12 protein-coding genes are annotated in these 16,007 nt (G+C 58.8%); 3 read left to right on the plus strand and 9 right to left on the minus strand.

What is annotated here, in order from left to right:
• Positions 1-20: 20 nt before the first annotated feature.
• The 5 genes from RAH42_RS12425 to RAH42_RS12445 form a co-directional block, all read right to left on the minus strand.
• Positions 21-1,127: an ABC transporter ATP-binding protein gene (locus RAH42_RS12425; protein ID WP_317539622.1), complete on the minus strand. Its 1,107-nt coding sequence runs from the start codon at positions 1,125-1,127 to the stop codon at positions 21-23.
• Between the two features lie 30 nt (positions 1,128-1,157).
• Positions 1,158-3,335 carry an iron ABC transporter permease gene (locus RAH42_RS12430; protein ID WP_317539623.1) on the minus strand — a complete coding sequence of 726 codons (2,178 nt, stop codon included), beginning with the start codon at positions 3,333-3,335 and terminating at the stop codon, positions 1,158-1,160.
• Between the two features lie 99 nt (positions 3,336-3,434).
• A complete protein-coding gene (locus RAH42_RS12435) occupies positions 3,435-4,433 on the minus strand; it encodes an ABC transporter substrate-binding protein (RefSeq protein WP_317539624.1) in 999 nt (332 codons plus the stop codon).
• Between the two features lie 206 nt (positions 4,434-4,639).
• Positions 4,640-6,217 carry a glycine/betaine/sarcosine/D-proline family reductase selenoprotein B gene (locus RAH42_RS12440; protein ID WP_317539625.1) on the minus strand — a complete coding sequence of 526 codons (1,578 nt, stop codon included), beginning with the start codon at positions 6,215-6,217 and terminating at the stop codon, positions 4,640-4,642.
• Between the two features lie 104 nt (positions 6,218-6,321).
• Positions 6,322-6,930, minus strand: a complete 609-nt coding sequence (locus tag RAH42_RS12445) for a DsbA family protein (RefSeq protein WP_317539626.1) — start codon at positions 6,928-6,930, stop codon at positions 6,322-6,324.
• On the opposite strand from RAH42_RS12445, the gene RAH42_RS12450 reads away from it, so the two are divergent.
• The gene (locus RAH42_RS12450) at positions 6,929-7,291 is read left to right on the plus strand and encodes a hypothetical protein (protein ID WP_317539627.1); all 363 of its coding nucleotides are present in this window, start codon (positions 6,929-6,931) and stop codon (positions 7,289-7,291) included. The two genes, RAH42_RS12445 and RAH42_RS12450, sit on opposite strands and share 2 nt — an antisense overlap.
• 6 nt (positions 7,292-7,297) lie before the next feature.
• On the opposite strand, the gene RAH42_RS12455 is transcribed toward RAH42_RS12450, so the two are convergent.
• From RAH42_RS12455 to RAH42_RS12465, 3 genes are all read right to left on the minus strand, one after another.
• Positions 7,298-8,344, minus strand: coding sequence for a glycine/betaine/sarcosine/D-proline family reductase selenoprotein B (locus tag RAH42_RS12455; RefSeq protein ID WP_317539628.1), 1,047 nt, complete (start codon positions 8,342-8,344; stop codon positions 7,298-7,300).
• A 2-nt stretch (positions 8,345-8,346) separates the two neighbouring features.
• The gene (locus tag RAH42_RS12460) at positions 8,347-9,615 is read right to left on the minus strand and encodes a glycine/sarcosine/betaine reductase component B subunit (protein ID WP_317539629.1); all 1,269 of its coding nucleotides are present in this window, start codon (positions 9,613-9,615) and stop codon (positions 8,347-8,349) included.
• Between the two features lie 87 nt (positions 9,616-9,702).
• A complete protein-coding gene (locus RAH42_RS12465; RefSeq protein ID WP_317539630.1) occupies positions 9,703-10,896 on the minus strand; it encodes an OFA family MFS transporter in 1,194 nt (397 codons plus the stop codon).
• 527 nt (positions 10,897-11,423) lie between these two features.
• Between RAH42_RS12465 and RAH42_RS12470 the strand changes: the two genes are divergently transcribed.
• Entirely contained in the window at positions 11,424-13,736 is a 2,313-nt protein-coding gene (locus RAH42_RS12470) for a hydratase (protein ID WP_317539631.1), read from the plus strand.
• A 383-nt stretch (positions 13,737-14,119) separates the two neighbouring features.
• On the opposite strand, the gene RAH42_RS12475 is transcribed toward RAH42_RS12470, so the two are convergent.
• Positions 14,120-14,998: a LysR family transcriptional regulator gene (locus tag RAH42_RS12475; protein WP_317539632.1), complete on the minus strand. Its 879-nt coding sequence runs from the start codon at positions 14,996-14,998 to the stop codon at positions 14,120-14,122.
• A gap of 79 nt (positions 14,999-15,077) precedes the next feature.
• Between RAH42_RS12475 and RAH42_RS12480 the strand changes: the two genes are divergently transcribed.
• On the plus strand, positions 15,078-15,761 hold the full coding sequence (locus RAH42_RS12480) for a GNAT family N-acetyltransferase (protein WP_317539633.1): 684 nt from the start codon (positions 15,078-15,080) through the stop codon (positions 15,759-15,761).
• The last annotated feature ends 246 nt before the right edge of the window (positions 15,762-16,007 follow it).

Consider the following 16,007-nt stretch of genomic DNA (forward strand, 5'->3'; position numbering starts at 1 on the left):
ATGCGGGGAATGGCGTTTTTTCAGCGCGGCTCCGCTTCCACGGGCAGGACTTTGGCCGCCTCTTCGGAGATGGTCACGGCGCAGCGCTCGCCTTCGCGGTAGATCCTGTGCGCGTGCGGGTCGTCGATCTGCACGAGGATTTCCGCGCCCCGGTCGTCCTTCAGGTACGTCTCCATGCTGTGGCCGAGGTACACGTTCGTGTTCACCGCGGCGTCGATAAAGCCCGCGCCCGGCTCGGCCACGCCCATCGACTCGGGGCGGCACATCACGGAACATTCGTCGCCGGCTTTCAGCTCTTTCGACCAGCGCGGGAACAGGCGCGTCTGCCCGCACACTTCGACGGCGCAGCCGTCCGCTTCGATCGCGTTCACGCGGCCGCGGAAGAACGTGACCTTGCCGCAGAACTCGGCCACGAACGCCGAAACGGGATCGAGGTAGATCTCGTATGGCGTGCCGATCTGGGCGATCCGCCCCTTCCTCATGACGATGATGCGGTCGGACAGGCTCATGGCCTCGACGCGGTCGTGCGTGACGTAGACGGCGGTGATGCCGAGGCCGCGCTGGATGCGGCGGATCTCGACGCGCATCTGTTCGCGCAGCAGCGCGTCGAGGTTGGAAAGCGGCTCGTCGAGCAGCAGCACGCCGGGATTGACGATCAGCGAGCGGGCCAGCGCCACGCGCTGCTGCTGGCCGCCGGACAGGCGGGACGGCGGGCGCAGCGCCAGCTCTTCCAGCCCGACGAGCTTCAGATACTCGCCGACGCGCGAGGCGATCTCCGCGGCGGGGACTTTGCGCAGCCGCAGGCCGTAGGCCACGTTGTCGAACACGTTCATGTGCGGGAACAGGCCGTAGCTCTGAAACACCATGGCCGTGTCGCGCTGGTTGGGCGGCAGGGCCGTGACGTCGCCGCCGCCGATAAGGACGCGCCCCGTCGTGGGCAGCTCGAAACCGCCGATCATGCGCAGCATGGTGGTCTTGCCGCAGCCCGACGGACCCAGCAGCGTCACCAGTTCGCCCGGTTCGATCGTGAAATCGCAGGGGGCCACGGCGGCGACGTCGCGCCCCGTCTGCGTGTCGTGAAAAACTTTCGAGACCCCTTCCAGAGTCACCGAGATGCTTCGTCTCATGGAAATCCTCCGTTTACGGCTCAAAGGAACCTAGACCAGGTTCTTTTCCAGGTTTTCGTTTTTGCGCACGATCACGCGCATCAGCCCGAAAGCCGCCAGCACGATGACGATCAGCACCGTGGAGAGCACGCTGGCGTAGCCGAAGCGCAGATTCTCGGAAAAGTTCAGGATCAGCACCGTAAGGTGGTTCCACCTGGCCGAGATCAGGAAGATGATGGCGCTGACGGCGGTCATTGCGCGCACGAACGTGTAGGAAAGACTCGACAAAAAGGCGGGACGCAGCAGCGGCAGCACGACGGTCTTGAAGACCACGGCGCTGTTCGCGCCCAGATCCTGCGCGGCCTCCTCGATGGACGGGTCGATCTGGCGCAGCGAGGCCACGCCGCCTTCGATGCCCACGGGCAGTTCGCGCACCACGTAGTTGACGACGATGATCGCCCCGGTGCCGACCAGCAGCAGCGGATGCTTGTTGAAGGCGAGGATGTAGCTGATGCCGATCAGAGTCCCCGGCAGCGCGAAGGGAGTCATCAGCAGCGCTTCGAGCAGGCGCTTGCCGTGGAACTTCCGCCGCACGAGGATCACCGCCGCCAGCATCGCCAGCAGACCGGCGATCGGCGTGGCGCAGGATGCCAGCGTCATCGTGTCGGCGAAGGCGTCCTTGGCGCGCGACAGCGCCTCGGCGATGTTGTCGAGCGAGAACGTGTAGTCGATGCCCCAGTTCTTGACGAAGCAGCCGGCCACGATCGTGCCGTAGAGGGCGATCAGGAAGAACGAGATGGCCCACACGCCGGCCGTGAGCGCGCGCTTGCAGCCCGGCGACGTGATCTCGCGCAGGCGGCCCGATGGCTTGCCCGTCACCGTTACGAACGACGTGCGCGCCACCCAGAAACGCTGCGCGAGAAAAGCCGTCAGCGTCGGCAGCAGAAGCAGCAGCGACAGCGCCGCGCCTTCGCCGAGGCGGTTCATGCCCGTCACCTCGAGATAGGCTTCGACCGACAGCACCTTGAGGCTGCCGGCGAGGATCATCGGATTGGCGAAGTCGGCCAGCGAGTTGGTGAACACCAGCAGCCAGGCGCTGAGGATGCCCGGGGCCGAGAGCGGCAGCGTCACCGTGCGGAACGTCGTCCAGCGCGTGGCGCTGAGGTCGAGCGCCACGTCCTCCAGCGTCGAGTCGATCGCTTCGAGCACCCCCGACAGCGTTAAAAACGCGATCGGGAACATGCCCATCGTCTGCACCACCGTCAGCCCGCCGAGGCCGTAGATGCTCGCGTTCGTCCAGCCCAGCGCCTTGGAGATCAGGCCGTTGTTGCCGAAGAGCAAAATGATCGACAGCGTCAGCGAAAACGGCGGCGAGATCACCGGCAGCGTCGCCATCGCGCCGAGGAACCTGCGCCCCTTCACGTGCGTGCGCGTCAGCACGAAGGCGAAGAGAAAGCCGACCAGCGTCGACAGCGTCGCCGTGCAGACGCCAAGCTTCAGCGATCCGAACAGCGCCTCCAGCGAGCTTTTGCTGGAAAGGACGCCCCGCCACACGCGCAGGTCGAACCGGCCGTCGGGCATGAACGTCAGCCGCACGGCCGCATAAAGCGGGTAGACGATAAAGACCAGCGCGATCAGCACCAGCCCCAGCACGGAGAAGCTCAGGAACGAATCGCGGCTGAGACGGCCGATGCACAGCAGCGCCGCGAACAGGCAGAAGCCGCCGACGGCGAACAGCGTCAGCAGATGCTGGTATTTCGCGCCGGAGGCCACGTCGAAGCTGAACAGCGCCACGCCGGAAACGTAACGTTCGGCGTCGTACACGGGCGCGAACAGCAGCTGCCGCGGCGAACCGCCCACCTCGAAGCGCCCGGCGTCGAAGATCTCCTCGTATTCGGCGGACTCGAAACCGCGCCGGAAAAGCGGCGACTCCCTGCGCGCGCCGTAAAATTCCGCCAGTTCCGCGCTGCCGCTCTGCGCCTCGCCCGCGCCGAGCGGGACGTAGAGCAGGTCGAAGCCGCTTTTCTGCTCCTTGAGACGCGCGAGCCAGAGCGCGATCTCCCCCGGCTTTCCCGGCACGCCGGCCAGAGCGCTCTGGATCGCGCTCTTCTGCTGAGACGCCGTCAGCGAGGCGAACGAACCGGAAAGGCTGCTCCACACCCACCAGACGCAGCCGCCGAACAGGATCAGCGCGGCCAGAAGCGGCGGAAGCTTTTTCTTGTACGTCACGGGATCACTTCCTTATTGTATAAAAGCGCGCGACGAACCCGAGATACGAAAGACGGGACAAAGGATTCGCCTTGTCCCGTCACAGCGGTTCGGATTCGATTACTTCGCGTCGGGAACTTCGGCGTTCCAGCGGGCCAGCAGGCGATCCTTGTTGGCGGCGTCCCACACGTCGTCCTGATCGACGAACTTCAGCTCGGAGACTTTCTTGCCGAGCACCGGGATCTCCGCGTCCGCGCCGAGCGGGATCACGTACCAGCCGCCGATGATCTTCTGTCCCTTGGGGCTGAGCACCCAGTCGTAGAGCTTCTTGGCCTCGACCGGTTCGGGCCCGTTCTTGAGCAGCGACATCGAGGCCGTCTCGTAGCCAGCGCCCTCTTCGGGCACGGCCAGCGTCATCGGCGCGCCGTTGACGACCAGCTTGATCAGGTCGTGCAGATAGCCGATGGCGATGGGCACCTCGCCGATCGCGCAGGACTTGCCGGGTGCGGAACCGGACTTGGTGTACTGATCCATGGCGGCGTTCATCTTCTTGAGGAACTCGAAGCCCTTGTCCTCGTCGTTGCCGTTGATGCGGATCACGTTGGTGACCACGTTGTAGCCTGTGCCGGAGGTGGCGGGATTGGCGACGCGCACCATCCCGGCGTACTCGGGCTTGAGCAGGTCGGCCCACTTCGTGGGCGCGGCGACGTTCAGCGCCCTGGCGCGGTCGTTGTTGGTGGCGAAAGCGATGCAGCCGAGGTACAGCCCCGACCAGCAGTTGTCGGGATCGCGGAAACGCGCGGGCACGTTCTCGGCCGCCACGCGCGAGCGGTACGGCGCCGTCAGACCCTTGTTCTTGGCGTTGATGTGCAGCGTGCCGACGCCGCCCACCCAGATGGAAGCCTGCGGGTTCTCCTTCTCCGCCTCGATGCGGGCCACGGCCTCGCCGCTGGCCAGACGCACCCACTCCACCTTGATGCCCGTGTCGGCCTCGAAGGCGTCGAAAATCTCCTTCGCGAAAACTTCTTCCAGCGTCGTGTAGGCGCGCACCTTGTCCGCCGCCAGAGCGGGAACGCAAAGCGCCGTCACGCACAGCAGCGCGGCCAAAAACTTTTTCATGAGATCTCGTCCTTTCGAAAAGATTTTCTCTTGAAATTGCCCTGTTGAAGGAGCAACTTCATAAAACGAACTTTTACTAACCAATATGATTTTATCATAGAAAACGAAGAAATAAACCATTCAACTGCGTAGAGAAAGGAGCGAGGCCGTCTCAATTGACTGTTGAGACGGCCTCGGCATAGTGAGTAGGAAGCGCAGATGAATCTCTACAACGCCAATGAGGCGACAAGACAGGAATTGTCTTCAGGCACAGCTTTCATCAATTCCAACCCTTTTTTGAAAAGAGAAAGACGATAGATGCGTTCCTGTTTAGGAGAGAGGTCAGGGCGGCCGAAAGGACAGCTGACACTATTGCCTTGCAGGATACGACTGCATCCTACTCCTTCGGATATCTGAATAAGGTTGGTAACATGTACGACAGGGATGCCTAACTGCTCAATACTGCAGGCAATGTAGGCACCGCAACGAGTACTGGTACCACAGGTGGAAATAAGGAATATGCCATCAACGTCATTCTTGGCCACAGCGGCGGCAATTTTACAGCCCAGTTGTTTGCTTCGCTCTACGGAGACCATAACGCCAGTGGTGGAATAGAAGGACTCGGAAACTTCTCGGATCTGTCCGGCGAATTCAAGGATACGAGCGGCGTCTAACGGTACAAGACGGTTAGGATCTTCAAGCACAAATCGGTTGTCATAACCCTGGTGGCTGATCTCGTAATCCTCGGGCAATAGACTGCGTTTTTCCTTGAAGGAGTAGACATAGAAACGGTCGGCATTGATAGGAACAAGATTGTCAGGATTGCCGCGAGGGACGAGTCCTCCATCGGTGACAAAAGCAATCCGGGTATCGCTAAGCTTTTTCTTCAGTACAGGCGCGGGCTGGAACTGCGGGCAAACGATGGGGACTTCGCTTCGGAATTTCCGGCCGCGAAATTTGGCCAGCAGCATGTTGATGCCGCGCTGCGCTGCGGGAATGTGGTAATCAATGACAGGAACAGATTGGCAGGAAGGATTGGCGCTGCATTTTGCGCAGGATGAGTTACTGTTGAGGGAACGGCAACGTTTGATGCATTTAAAATGGGAACCGTCAACGATCTGAGTCTGATGTTCCCCTAGAGCGGGGGAAAAGGCAAAAAGCAGTTGTTTCAGCTGAGAGAAGGAACTGGCGTGGGCCGTATTGAGTTCCTGCAGGCTGTTCTGGATGGCGGCATAGCTCTGGCTTCCGGCCATACCGAGAAGCATGATGGAAAGTTTAGGCTTAATGGAGTTTAACTTTTCGAAGCGAGAAATCCCCTCGGCACGCATGCCGCCTTTGATCCAGTCTCCAATGGTGCCAGCGAAGGCATGGGAATACATACGAGCTACAATAGATAGCTGTTCCTCATTGATATGGTTGCCGGTCTGTCGGCTGGTGCTGGAGATATAAGTCTTCATCAGTTCGAAATAGATATTCTCGAGGGCGTCGAACAGGGAGTTCTGACCTGTATAGTGGAAGACTTCCGAATAGAATTTACGATCTTTGTAGAGATGATGGCAGAGAGCAATGAAGCCGTCCCAGCTGCCTTCGAGGGAAGACGAACTGTCAATGAGGGGCAGCGCTTCGGAACAGAAGATCCAGTTCACTAAGTCGTATTTGTCGTGGAAATGGTAATAAAAAGCGTTCCGACTGACTTGGCACCGAGCGGAGATATCCTTGATAGTGACTTGACTGAACTCCTTTTCTTTCATGAGTTCTCGCAGGGAAGCTGCTAAGGCAGACTTGGTGATCTCATTTCTCGACATGAGGGACTCCTTTATATTGAAAGGAACTGGAGATGTATGCAGCGGTAATACGTTGAAGCCATAGAGAACTAAATATCATGTTCCTATTATGTATGGCTCTAAAGTTATTTCATTTCTTTGTTGTCTCTGAGAATTTTATCAAACAACTGCGCCCATGTAGCACGGGACTGTACACCGGTGAGGAGATATTCATCGTTGACGATGAAAGCGGGAACGCTCTTTGTGTCATAGGCAAGGCTGAGCTGGTAATTATGTTCCAGCACATCAGCATAATGTGGGTCAGAAAAGGCCTGCTGAATGCCGGCGGGAGGAATTCCCACGCCCAGAGCCAGTTCTGCCACTTGCTCCGGCGTGCTGATGTCGTGCCCTTGTTTCATGTATGCATCCCACACAGACCGCAGGAAAGAGCCCCCCTTGCCTGCCTCGCGGGCATAGATCATCATCAGCAGCGCATGATGTGTATTGGCAAAGTGCTCTTTGCAGGCGAGCTCAAGGCCGTAAGGAGCGCCCAGTTCATTGAGAACCTTAAAAAAGTGCTTGTAGCGAATGTTGTGCTGCTTCATCGGTATTCCCAAAGGTGGGGTCTCTGGGTGAATCTCGTACCAGAGACAATCAACTTTAAAATCATAGGAGTCATGAAGAGTATCCAATATATTCCAAGCTAGATAACACCACTCGCATATAATATCGGTAAACATCTTTATTTGAATCATGGAATTCCTCCTGAGAATGCGTCATGTTTATAAACATGCGAAACGCACGGGCAGCCGAAAGAAGGCTGTCCGTGCTCTTTTTGTTTTTCTTCTGGTTCCTTTATTCTTCGACGATGGCCGTTTTGCCTTCCGCGGGAGTCTTTTCAAGAAGGTCAAGCGCCTGCTTTACCTTCTCTTCGCGGAAGTTCTGCTCACTGGACAAAGGCAGCGAGGGATCTCCAAAAACGTGGAGAACGCTATTACCGCGAAGGATTCTATTTGCGCCGATACCTTCAGCAATCTTGGTAAGATTGGTAACTTGGACAACGGGAATGCCCGCGCGCTGAATTTCTTTTGTAATCATGGACCCGCCACGACTTGAAGTGCCTCAGGTGCTTGTCTCTATCACCGCGTCGACGCCTTCTTTTTTCAAGAGCTCGGCGATGCCTTCGCCGAACGACTTGCATTTTTCCATGGGCGTCATAACGCCTGCGGTGGAGAAGATCGTGTCGTTAACGGAACCGATGACCCCGGCCTTGGCTAAGCGACGCAAGGCGTCGATAGGAACGAGGCGGTTAGGGTCAGCAAGAACAAAGGCATTATTATAGCCCTGATGGCTGACCTCCCAATCCTTGGCCTGGAGACTGTCCATTCCTGCCACGGAATATTCCTTGAACGCCTTGGAATTTGTGGGGACCTGACCGTCGGGATTGCCTTTGGGAACCAGACCGCCATCGGTCACCACAGCAATACGGCATTCGGACAGTGGCTTATTCAGTGTGGGGACAGGGATCTGTTCATGGTTAGGCATAATAACTTCGGTATGGTAAGGTTTTCCGGCAACTTTGGCCAACAGCATGTCGATGCCGCGGACGGCCGCGGGAGTAGAGTAATCAATGACAACCGCGGGACCGCTGCCGTGGTAGTGTTCTTCCTTGCCGTCGCGGATCGCGTCGCCGGAGACAAGACGCTTTGCGAATTCAGCGATCTGTTTTAGGACTTCTGCCATTTGATGTGCGTTATTGCTGGTCTGTAAAATGTAACAACGATTCTTGTAAAGATCCGTACCGGGGTTCTCGGAGTAGAGAGCCGTTACCGCGGGAATGCGAAGCTGTTCCGTGACGGCTGCGGTAGCGCTGCCGCACCCCAGGCCGTAACGTCCGGCGTTGAATCCGGGGCCGGCGACAAAGAGGTCGGCACCCGCATCTTTTACGGCCTGTACAATCTGAGGCAGGATGACTTCGGCCTTTTCAGCGATGGTATTGTCGCCGCAGATGATCGTCTTGACAATCTCATACTCATCGCCCAAAGCGGCTTTGAGGGCGAGCCCCGGGCCGACGGGACCGTCCTTGACCGACAATCCGATACTGGCTTCCGTTTCGCCGCCGATGCCGGCGTAAAACTGATTAATGTAATGCACTACTTTCTTGGTCATGATTAAACCTCCTTAACAGCGGGGATAATGTCACTATCGGTAGTCACGTAACAGTCGCCAAGCTGAGACCAAATCCCCTGATAACAGAAGTTCGTGGTGTGAATGAAGGGTCCCCAAGGATCGACGCCGAGCAGGCACGGGACGTTGGAATGTTCTCCGATCAGACGCTCAACTCTGGGATGGTGCAGATCCCAGTTGCGCCCGCTGTTGATAACGGCATCGACATTGGGATCGGCGATGACCAACATGTCGCCGGGCTGGTCGTTGGAAACGGCGGAAAGGTTCAAAGCGGCGGGCATGCCGAGTTTCTGGCACCAGTTGAACGCTAGAGCGGAGTCGAGCTGGCAGTGCCCCATCCCGGATTTGTTCAACATGACGCAGTCGGCTCCCAGCGTATCCTTGCATAAAGTGGCGGCGATCATGCCCATCGTGTCCTTGCCGTCGATCTTCATGACATTGTTGGCAAAAACGATGCCCACGAACTCCAGATCCTTGCCGTGGCGTTTCATCAGTTCCTTGATGTAAACCTCATTCTGCAGGAAGTAATTAGGTTCCCAGTAGCGCCAAATCATAGCGCCGTCAAGAATCTCCGTAGGCTGCACGATCATGGGCAGGAAATTCAACGCGCTCTGGCCGTAGTACAGGAAATTCCACGTGTCGTGCGACGCCATATGAGTGACGAGATAGGCGACTTTAGGCAGATGTTTTGAAGGATCCACGGACTTGCGCTCGTAAACCTCCGTCTCGTCGGGCTTGAGTTCGATGGCCAGCTTGGCCAGATAAACGTTCAGCGACAGCGAGGCGTGCTTGAGAGCCTCGGCATACGTCACGTCGGCTACCCCTTCGCCGGGAGTGGCGTCAATACAGATATGGATGTGACGGGAGAAATTGCTGTATTTAGCGCATTCTCCGCCCATGTCCATGTAATACTTGATGTTGCACTTTGCATAGTAGATGTCGGAGATGACAACACCTTTCAGCGCCACCGTGCGTCCCTCGCCGGCGGGGGCCAGTTTGCCCCAGATGCCAGGATAGGACTCTTCGGGATGATCTGCCTTGCAGCGAGGCTGCATAACATCGTGAATACTCAGGATTCGGCAACTTTCGCCGGGCTTGGCAATCTTGAGATCGATCGTACCGAATAAATCGCTGCTGACGATCTTCATTGCCTCTTCCTTGTTAATGGTCAGCACACCGTTGACAAGGGAAGTTTTTTCACCAAACTGTACGTCGCGGACGTGAACATAGTCGATCTGCAATCTCTTACCCATAATTTGCACTTCCTCTCCAGAAATCCTCTTCCTCCATTTAAGAGGAGGAAGGGAGGCTGTAATCACCAAAATCCAACGAACGACGAACTAGGCCTCGGCCTTTCTTGCACTTGGAAGGGCGAGGACCAGCAGGATACCAATGACAGCTACGGTACCGGCACAGGTGAAAGCGGCAGTGGTGCCGAGCATCTTGGCGGCGATAGAGCTGGCGATGGAACCGGTGCCGAATCCGATCATCGTCAGAGACAAAATGGTGCCGACGTTCTTGGTGCCGAAACGGTCGGCGGCGATCGGCGCAAAGCAGGCCTGGCATCCGCCGAAGGAGAAACTCAAAAGGCCGAAGCAGGTCACGTACAGAGTTCCCGTCGCCACGCTGAGCAGAGCAACGCCTCCGGCCGTGATCAGAAAACTGAGGGCAAAGGCAGCTTTGCGTCCGATCTTGTCGCTGATAGTAGGGATAAGGAAGCGGCCCCCGACTTGGCACATGGAAGCAACACTGACACCAAGCGTGGCAAGCGCAGGAGTCAGCCCCCTGTCGGCGCCGTAGCTGACAAAGATAGCGCTGAGCAGCAGATAGGCGGGGACAGCGCAGAAATATAACCCCATAATGATCCAGAATTCTTTGAGGCGAAGCACTTCGCCGACCTCATACTGTTTCTTGGAGGTAACCACAGGCCCCGTGCCCACATAGTCGGACATGAAGCCCGCAGGCGGCAATTTCATTGTGATGGTTCCGAGCACGCCGACGCCGGCATAGATGGCGGCGACGATAAGAAAAGCGGTCGTGTAGCCGTAGGTCTTAAGCCAGCTGCTGACGAAAGGGCTGAAGACAGTTGCGGACATGCCGAGCATCGCCATGGTCAGGCCGGAAGCAAGCCCCTTGCGGTCAACGAACCATTTAGGCATCAGTGAGACAATGACGTTGTAGACGATCCCGTCGCCGATACCGAAGAGACCTCCAAAGGTTATGTACATAGCCGAGAACATGTCGGCGGGCAGATAAGCGGAGATGAGCCAGCCGAGGACCATCAAAACGTAACCGACGACCAGCGTTCTCTTGATGCTGTATTTCTGCTGCATGCGGCCGCCGACAAAGTTGCCGATACAGAAAATGGCGATGAAGATGGTAAATGGCAGACTCGCCGTGGGAGAATCCACGTTGAAGTGCTGCATGATGTAGGGTTGAAAGAGGCTGTATGTGTAGCACACTCCCATGATCAACATGCAGATCATGCCGAAAAACAATATTGCCCACCTGTTGGAACCGTTTCCCTGGTTCATGATGTTTTCCTCCCGTAACTTGAGATAAGACAAAAGACACCTTAGAGGGACGTAAAGTTTTTAGATATAGTGGCATAATGGCAGAATTTTTGCTGCGTTATAAATTTATATATGCTCTATCTACCTCCCGTTTATTCCCGAACAGCACGTCAAATCGGCCGATCCATTACTTTATGCATGAACATGTTATCCGCTAAAGTTTAAAAATTCATTTTACAAATGCCGCATAATGTAAAAAAAAAGATACATTTATGGGCGATTGTGAAGTATCTGGCGGAAGGAAAACGTATGTCTTTGGAAAAAAAATTGCTTGACGATGATAATCTTGCAATAAAAATTGAAGCAATATTTATTTTCACGTGATATAGGAAAATTATTATTTTCGTAAAGATATCTTGCGGATGATGTCTTTAGCCATGATGAAATCTCATGATAGAGTATAAAAAGATGAAATTTGTTTTTATGGAAGAATGCAGTTATAGTAGCAAATAGAATATTTTATCCTTCAGTAAAAGCGGGGTGCTTGCATGATTACTTTGATCGACAGGCCGGTGACGCTGTTCGGGGGAACGGCGCTGGTGCCCGAGGCGGAAAAACTCGAGGCGCGGGAACTGAACGCGCGGCTCGCGGAAAAAGGAATTCACTACGGAGGCGCGCTGCCCGTCGGAAGCGGCGAGGGCACGATGGCCCGCCGCATCGTCGCCGCGCACGATTCCGCTCGGGGCGACGGTCTGATGCATTTGAAGTTCGACGCGCTGACTTCGCACGACATCACCTACGTGGCGGCGCTGCAGACGGCCGTCGCCTGCGGGCTGGAGAAGTTCCCCGTGCCCTACGTGCTCACCAACTGCCACAACAGCCTCTGCGCCGTGGGCGGCACGATCAACGAGGACGATCACATGTTCGGCCTTACGGCGGCGCGGAAGTTCGGCGGCATTTTCGTGCCCCGTCACCTGGCCGTGATCCACCAGTACATGCGCGAGGCCGTGGCCAAAAGCGGCGGCATGATCCTCGGCACCGACAGCCACACCCGCTACGGCGCGCTGGGGACGCTGGCCGTCGGCGAAGGCGGGCCGGAAATGGTCAAGCAGCTTCTCGGCCGCACCTACGACTTCGCCTGGCCGGGCGTGATCGCCGTCTATCTGACCGGCGCGCCACGTCCCGGCGTGGGGCCTCACGACGTGGCGCTGGCGATTTGCGGCGCGGTGTTTAAAAACGGATTCGTGAAAAACAAAGCGATGGAGTTCGTCGGCCCCGGCGTCTCCAGCTTGAGCGCCGAGTTCCGCCTCGGCGTCGACGTGATGACCACGGAGACGGCCTGCTGGAGTTCGATCTGGCGCACCGACGAGAAGATCGCCGAATTCTTCCGCGTCCACGGCCGCCCTCAGGACTACGCCCCGCTCGAACCCGACGCGGCGGCCCGTTACGACGGCGCGCTCGTCGTCGACCTGAGCGCCGTCGAGCCGATGATCGCCGTGCCGTTCCATCCCAGCAACGCCTACACCATCGCCGACTTCAAGGCCAACGCCGGCGACATTCTGCGTCAGGCCGAACGGGACGCGCGCGAACTGATGGACAATCCCGAGCTGGACATCGACCTGACCGGCAAGCTGCGCGGCGGAACGTTTCACGTCGAACAGGGCGTGATCTGCGGCTGCGCCGGCGGCAACTTCGAAAACCTCGTCGCCGCGGCGCAGATCCTCGACGGCGGCAGCACCGGCTGCGGCAGCTTCGGCCTCAGCGTCTATCCGTCCAGCATGCCCGTCGGCGAGGCGCTGATGAACGGCGGCTGGATGCAGAAACTACTAAGCGCCGGAGCGGTCAACTATCCGGCCTTCTGCGGCCCCTGCTTCGGCGCCGGCGAAACGCCCTGCAACCAGGGCTTCAGCGTCAGACACACGACGCGCAACTTCCCCAATCGCGAAGGTTCCAAGCCCAACGCCGGCCAGTGGTCGGCCGTGGCCCTCATGGACGCGCGCAGCATCGCCGCCACGGCGGCCAACGGCGGCGTGCTCACCAGCGCTTTCGAGTTCGCCGACCGCCTCGCGGGACACGAGCCGTACGTCTTCGACGGCGAAATTTACGCCAAACGCGTCTATAACGGCTTCGGCAGGCCGCGGCCGGAGACGGCGCTCCGCTACGGCCCCAACATCAAGCCGTGGCCCGAGATCGCCCCGCTGCCGGAGAACCAGCTGCTGCTGGTCGCCTCGGTGATCGACGATCCCGTCACCACCACCGACGAGCTGATCCCTTCCGGCGAAACTTCGTCGCTGCGCAGCAACCCGCTCAAGCTGGCCGAGTTCACGCTGCAGCGCAAGGATCCAAATTACGTGCCCGCGGCCAAGAGGGCGAAAGCGCTCGAAGAAGCGCGCGCCGCGGCGGTGAAAGACGGCGGCGAGATGCCCGCGGAGCTGAAAAAACTGCTCGACCTCGCCGGGATCGCCGCCGAACGCGTCGGCCTCGGCAGCCTCGTCTGCGCCGTCAAACCCGGCGACGGCTCGGCGCGCGAGCAGGCCGCCAGCAGCCAGAAAATGCTGGGCGGCCAGGCCAACGTGGCCCGCGAGTACGCCACCAAGCGCTACCGCAGCAACCTCGTCAACTGGGGCATGGCCCCGTGGATCGTCGGCGACGCAGACCGCGCCAAGTTCAAAACCGGCGCCTGGCTTTTCATCCCCGGCGTGAAGGCGTTCGTGAGCGGCGACGGCACGGAGATCGAAGCCGAACTGCTCGACGGCGGAACGCGCCTCCCCGTGACGCTGTCGCTGCCCGGCGTCACGCGCGGCGAACGGGACATGCTCCTCGCCGGCTGTCTGATGAACGCGTATCGCAACGACAAGTAGCCATAGCAGAGGAAATAAAAGCCGAAGCTTCCGGAGGATAAAATAATCTCTGAAAGCTTCGGCTTTTCGAAGACCATGCCTATGGCTGCTCCGGCTCCTGCTTGTGCTTACGGCGCCGCTGGCTTTACGATGAAAAAGTACACCAAAATGGGATGGTTCTCCCGCGTACTCAAGGCGGTCGTTTTTGTTCTCTGGGCGCCGTTGGTTTTGAACTATCTCCATCAGGACGAGATACTTTGTGAAAACAACACGTTCCCCCAATGCTGCCGATCGGCAGCGTTGGGGGAACGTGTTGTTTTTGGTCGACCCCTCTCGAATGATGCGACGTTTCTTTTCGCGAAAGCGCCGCGGCGATTTCAAAATATCACAGCGGGGGTGGAAAATCAATTTTCGCTCCGCTGGCCCCGTTCGCGCAGAAAATCCCAGAAGGCTCTGACGGCGCGAAGCTGCAGCGAGGCGGCGCGGCAGTAAGCCCGCGTGTCGCGGCGCAGTTCGCGTTTGCCGGAAGCGAAAACGAGCCGCGCGCGGAACAGATCCGGGCAGCCCTGTACGTCGAGCCCGGAAAGCAGGCTGTAGCCCAGCCCGCGCCGCACCATCTCCACGCAGATGTCGGAACGATCGACGACGGTGGAAACGCGCGGCGGCCGGCGGTAGCGCTCCGTCCACCAGCGGTGCAGTTCAGCTTCCAGCGGCGCGTCGGTGGTGATGCGGATCTGGGGCAGGTCGGGCAGGCGCTCCAGCTCGACGGGCGCGGCGCTGACGATATAATAGTAAGGATCGGCGTCGAGAGGCAAACTTTCTTCCGGCCAATCGAACGGTCCGCGCACGATGGCCACGTGGACTTCACCCGCGCTCAGGCGGCGCGCCTGAGCGGCGCTGTGCCCGGTGACGACGTGGACGTCCGCGCCGCGGCAGCGGGCGGAGAATTCTTTGAGGATCCCCGGCAGGCAGGCTCGCGCGTAGGCGTTGGCGCAGGCCAGGCGGATCGTGCCGCGCACGTCGGCGCCGCGGTTGTCGATGTATTCGCGCAGCGCCTGCAAACGCTGCAGTTCCTCGGCGGCGTAACGGGCCAGCGCTTCGCCTTCGGCGCTCAGCTCGACGCCGCGCGCTCCGCGGACGACGATAGCGCAGTTCAGCTCCCGCTCGATCTGCTGGATGCGCCGCGTCACGGCCGGCTGGGTGACGTACAGCCTCTGCGCCGCGCGCGTGAGATTTTTTTCCGCCGCCAGCGCCGTCAGCAGTGTCCAATCCTTCTCGTTCATGCACCTCGCCTCCTTTTTTCCGCTTCATTGTAGCAGTCTTTCCTCCAAACGGCGCTATTGCGCCAAACGGAAAAGAAGGATGACGTCGGCATGGGGGCGCGCCGCGCCCGGTTCCCTTCCGCGTCCTTTCGTGCTAAACTGGGCGCAGTCTGCGAAGGGGGGCGAGTTCCGCATGATACGAAGAGCGACGGGACGCGACATCGACGCGGTGCAGCAGATCTACATGGAGCTGTTCGCCTGGGAGCGCCGTCACGAGGCGTACTCCAAATGGGTGTCGGGCGTTTATCCCGACCGCACGACGGTGCGCCGCGCCGTCGCCAAGCAGGAAATGTACGCGCTCTGGGACGAGAAGGGCGAGGGCAAAAAAATTTACGCGGCCATGGCGATCAGCCGGGAGCAGCCCGAGGACTACGCCCGCGTGAACTGGAAGTTCCGCGCTCTGCCGCGGTCGGTTGTGGTTGTGCGGGCGCTGTGCGTTTCGCCGCTGCGCTTTCGCGAAGGGCTGGGCACGCAGATGATGCACTTCGTCATGGAGACGGCTTCCCGCATGCGCTGCCGTGCCGTGAGATTCGACGTGTGGTCGGGCAACGTGCCCGCCGTGAGTCTGTGCGAAAAGCTGGGCTTCCGTTGCGCCGGCAGGAAGAACGCGGTGCGCTTCGGAGCCGGAGCCGACGAGCGGGCCTATTACGAATGGGCGCCCGCGGGCGGCGAAGGGAACGGGACCGGAAGGGCCTCCTTCGTGGGTTCGCGGGGAAACGCCTGAAAAAGGCTCGCCATGCCATAACGTTCCGCATCGGGCGTTCGCCGGGGCGGATCGGGTGCTGGCTGCGACGAAAACGACAAAACCGCGCTCCGAAATTTTGTTTTTCGGGGCGCGGTTTTTTGCGCGGCGGGGCGTGTCTCTGCCGCCGATGAAGAACTCGGCGCCGGCATGGCTTTTTCGATTGCGGAATTGAAGGGGAGCGTGTAGAATAACGACACTGGGCTGAAACAAAAATTTAAATACGAT

The sequence above is a fragment of the Pyramidobacter sp. YE332 genome (assembly GCF_033060595.1).
Taxonomy (GTDB): Bacteria; Synergistota; Synergistia; order Synergistales; family Dethiosulfovibrionaceae; genus Pyramidobacter.

Coding starts and splice junctions, on each gene's coding strand:
- RAH42_RS12440 (WP_317539625.1), bottom strand. CDS start 6,217: ATGTCGAGAAATGAGATCACCAAGTCTGCCTTAGCAGCTTCCCTGCGA.
- RAH42_RS12425 (WP_317539622.1), bottom strand. CDS start 1,127: ATGAGACGAAGCATCTCGGTGACTCTGGAAGGGGTCTCGAAAGTTTTT.
- RAH42_RS12455 (WP_317539628.1), bottom strand. CDS start 8,344: ATGACCAAGAAAGTAGTGCATTACATTAATCAGTTTTACGCCGGCATC.
- RAH42_RS12435 (WP_317539624.1), bottom strand. CDS start 4,433: ATGAAAAAGTTTTTGGCCGCGCTGCTGTGCGTGACGGCGCTTTGCGTT.
- RAH42_RS12480 (WP_317539633.1), top strand. CDS start 15,078: ATGACGTCGGCATGGGGGCGCGCCGCGCCCGGTTCCCTTCCGCGTCCT.
- RAH42_RS12465 (WP_317539630.1), bottom strand. CDS start 10,896: ATGAACCAGGGAAACGGTTCCAACAGGTGGGCAATATTGTTTTTCGGC.
- RAH42_RS12450 (WP_317539627.1), top strand. CDS start 6,929: ATGGAATTCCTCCTGAGAATGCGTCATGTTTATAAACATGCGAAACGC.
- RAH42_RS12445 (WP_317539626.1), bottom strand. CDS start 6,930: ATGATTCAAATAAAGATGTTTACCGATATTATATGCGAGTGGTGTTAT.
- RAH42_RS12470 (WP_317539631.1), top strand. CDS start 11,424: ATGATTACTTTGATCGACAGGCCGGTGACGCTGTTCGGGGGAACGGCG.
- RAH42_RS12460 (WP_317539629.1), bottom strand. CDS start 9,615: ATGGGTAAGAGATTGCAGATCGACTATGTTCACGTCCGCGACGTACAG.
- RAH42_RS12475 (WP_317539632.1), bottom strand. CDS start 14,998: ATGAACGAGAAGGATTGGACACTGCTGACGGCGCTGGCGGCGGAAAAA.